This is a genomic window from Planktothrix sp. PCC 11201 (assembly GCF_900009135.1).
GTDB lineage: Bacteria > Cyanobacteriota > Cyanobacteriia > Cyanobacteriales > Microcoleaceae > Planktothrix.
Map to the genome: position 1 here is coordinate 1 of NZ_LT797689.1, position 2,683 is coordinate 2,683.

A 2,683-nucleotide genomic window follows, 5' to 3' on the forward strand; every position below is an offset into this window, starting at 1 on the left:
AAGAGGATTTCACGGATTTCACGGATTTTAATCTGTCCCCCAATCAAGTCGAGGGCAGGGTTAATCTGCGTAATACTCTGAAATCCGTGATCGGTAATGGGTTATAAACTGATAATTAATAACTAATAACTGATGACTGATTAAATATTTTCTGCTACTTGTTTTAAACGTTTTAATTGAGATTCCATGTCTGCTTTGGTTAGGGTTGCTGCAAAGAGATTAAAACCGAATTTAATTAGAGGATTAGGGATTGCAAATTCAAATCGATTTAAAAGTTTAGTCCCTGGGATTTCCGGTATACATTCCCAGCGATCGCATCCTTTAAAATAGCCTTCAAATCCCCAAACAATTAACCCCGGCTCCCGTTCCAAAACCACCGTTTTTAAAGCGGGTTGAAATAGGGGAAGTTGAATCAAAAATCGGCATTTCCCCCCCACATTTGTATCCCACACATCAATCGGTTCACAGCGTAACATCGGATTCAACCATTGGTGCATCAGTTCCAAATCCGTAAAACATCGTTCTACCACCCTAGAATTGGCCGAAATTAAAATAGATTGTTCAAAAACTTGACGATATGGCATCATAACCTTCAAGCTATAGGCAGATTAATTTCATGGAAAACATGAAAGAGTCTTAGTATAAACGAGGGGCGCATCAGAAAACAAAAAAAACCTTAAATTTTAGCGGTTTTTTCTGCCATTTTAACCAGACTTAAGATGCACTCTCGTTCAAACCACAGCGCACGAGTATCAAAACATCGAATAAGTTACTGGAACGATTATGAATGGAATCGATCAATTAATACCCTTTTGGGGAAAGGACTTATCCTCCCTATCCCCCCTTTATTTTGCCCAGGACAACCCCTTAGCTATCCCCACCAATATCAATGACCTCAAGCTCGGTCAAGCCTCCGTGGTGGATATTGCCTTGGCTTGTGCCATTCTACTGGTTGGTTATCTGATTGCCTTATTTGCTCAATCTTTAGTTAAAAGTTTGTTTAAAAAAACAGGCTTAGACAACCAAATTGCCAGTTGGGTTTCAGGTTCAACAAGACCAGAAGACAAACTTCCAGTAGAATCTTGGGCGGGAACTGTTGCCTTCTGGATTATTTTTATTTTTGCGGTTGTTGCGTTTCTGGATAAGCTTCAGCTTACCGCAGCATCGACACCCCTAACCAATTTACTCAACCAAGTCACCAGTTATTTACCCCGAATTTTTGGGGCGACGATTTTAATTGCGGCGGCTTGGATTTTAGCTACCATTGCCCGAACTTTATTAATTCGATTGTTCCGAACACTTCGTCTGGATGAACGCTTAAATCAACAAGTTAATGATCATGAGGTTGTCTCTCCCGACCAATTTTCCCTGAGTGAAACCCTAGGGAATGCCCTGTATTGGTTTGTGGTGCTGTTATTTTTACCAGCAATTCTGAGTACCCTTCAGCTACAAGGATTATTAGAGCCTGTTCAAAATATGCTCTATCAAATCCTGGCAGTTCTGCCGAATATTGTGGCGGCATTAGTAATTGCGGGTGCAGGTTGGCTGGTAGCTCAAGTGGTGAGTCGAATTGTTACTAACCTTTTAGCGGCCGTAGGGATTGATCAATTCGGAACTCGTTTCGGCTTAAATCAGGTCGCAGGGAATCAAAAAGCATCTTCCATTCTTGGATTGATTGTTTACGTTTTAATTTTGATCCCTACGGCGATTTCTGCCTTAGAAGCCCTGCAAGTTAAGGCAATTTCCGAGCCAGCAATTTTAATGTTGACGGAGATTTTTAACGCCTTACCCCAAGTCTTTTTAGCAGTTTTAGTTTTAATTGCTGCCTATTTTATTGGCCGTTTTATCGCCAATTTGGTCACGAATATTTTAACCAGTGTGGGGTTTGATAATGTGTTTCGCTGGTTGGGGATTCATGCTCCCGAATCTCCGATTGTTAACGAAAATACTCCCACCGAAACCCCTGATACTAACGAGTATACAGTCCCTCCCGTTTCTAGCCCATTAACCCAACGGACTCCTTCTGAGTTAATCGGAATTGTGGTGTTGGTTGGTATTATGTTGTTTGCGGCGGTGACGGCGACAGATATTTTGGGGTTAGCTGCCTTAACTTTAATTATCAATCAAATCATTGTGATCGCGGGTCAAGTTTTGATTGGCGTGATTGTGTTTGGAATTGGGTTATATTTTGCCAATTTAGCCCATGATTTAATTGTAAGTTCTGGCACCCGTCAATCGAATCTTTTAGCCCAGGCGGCTCGCATTGCCATTATTATCTTTGTCGGTGCTATGGCCCTCCAACAAATGGGCATTGCCAGTGATATTGTCAATTTAGCCTTTGGTTTGTTATTAGGAGCCGTGGCGGTGGCGATCGCCATTGCCTTTGGTTTAGGTGGACGAGATGTGGCGGGGGAACAACTTCGCAATTTTCTCTCTAAATTCCGTAATGATTAATTAGGGTTAAATAGGAGTGCAAGTGTCCTCCCTTACTTCTATTTAGCTTAATTTTCTCAAACAATTTGTAATCTTTGACTGTAGGGCTTTGGTTTCCAAATCTCTACAGATTTTTTTTGCCTAGGATTTGATCCAGAATCGTCATCAACCCAGTTGTATAGCAAGAGGCAATAGGGAATGGGCAATGGGCAATAGGTAAATACTTACTATAAGTAGCTTTTAGCTTTCA

General features: G+C 41.3%; 2 protein-coding genes. One reads left to right on the plus strand and one right to left on the minus strand.

Going from position 1 to position 2,683, the window contains the following annotated elements:
- Positions 1–140: 140 nt before the first annotated feature.
- Entirely contained in the window at positions 141–584 is a 444-nt protein-coding gene (locus tag PL11201_RS04425) for an SRPBCC family protein (protein ID WP_079677409.1), read from the minus strand.
- A gap of 199 nt (positions 585–783) precedes the next feature.
- Between PL11201_RS04425 and PL11201_RS04430 the strand changes: the two genes are divergently transcribed.
- Positions 784–2,454 carry a mechanosensitive ion channel gene (locus tag PL11201_RS04430; protein WP_079677410.1) on the plus strand — a complete coding sequence of 557 codons (1,671 nt, stop codon included), beginning with the start codon at positions 784–786 and terminating at the stop codon, positions 2,452–2,454.
- Positions 2,455–2,683: the final 229 nt, after the last annotated feature.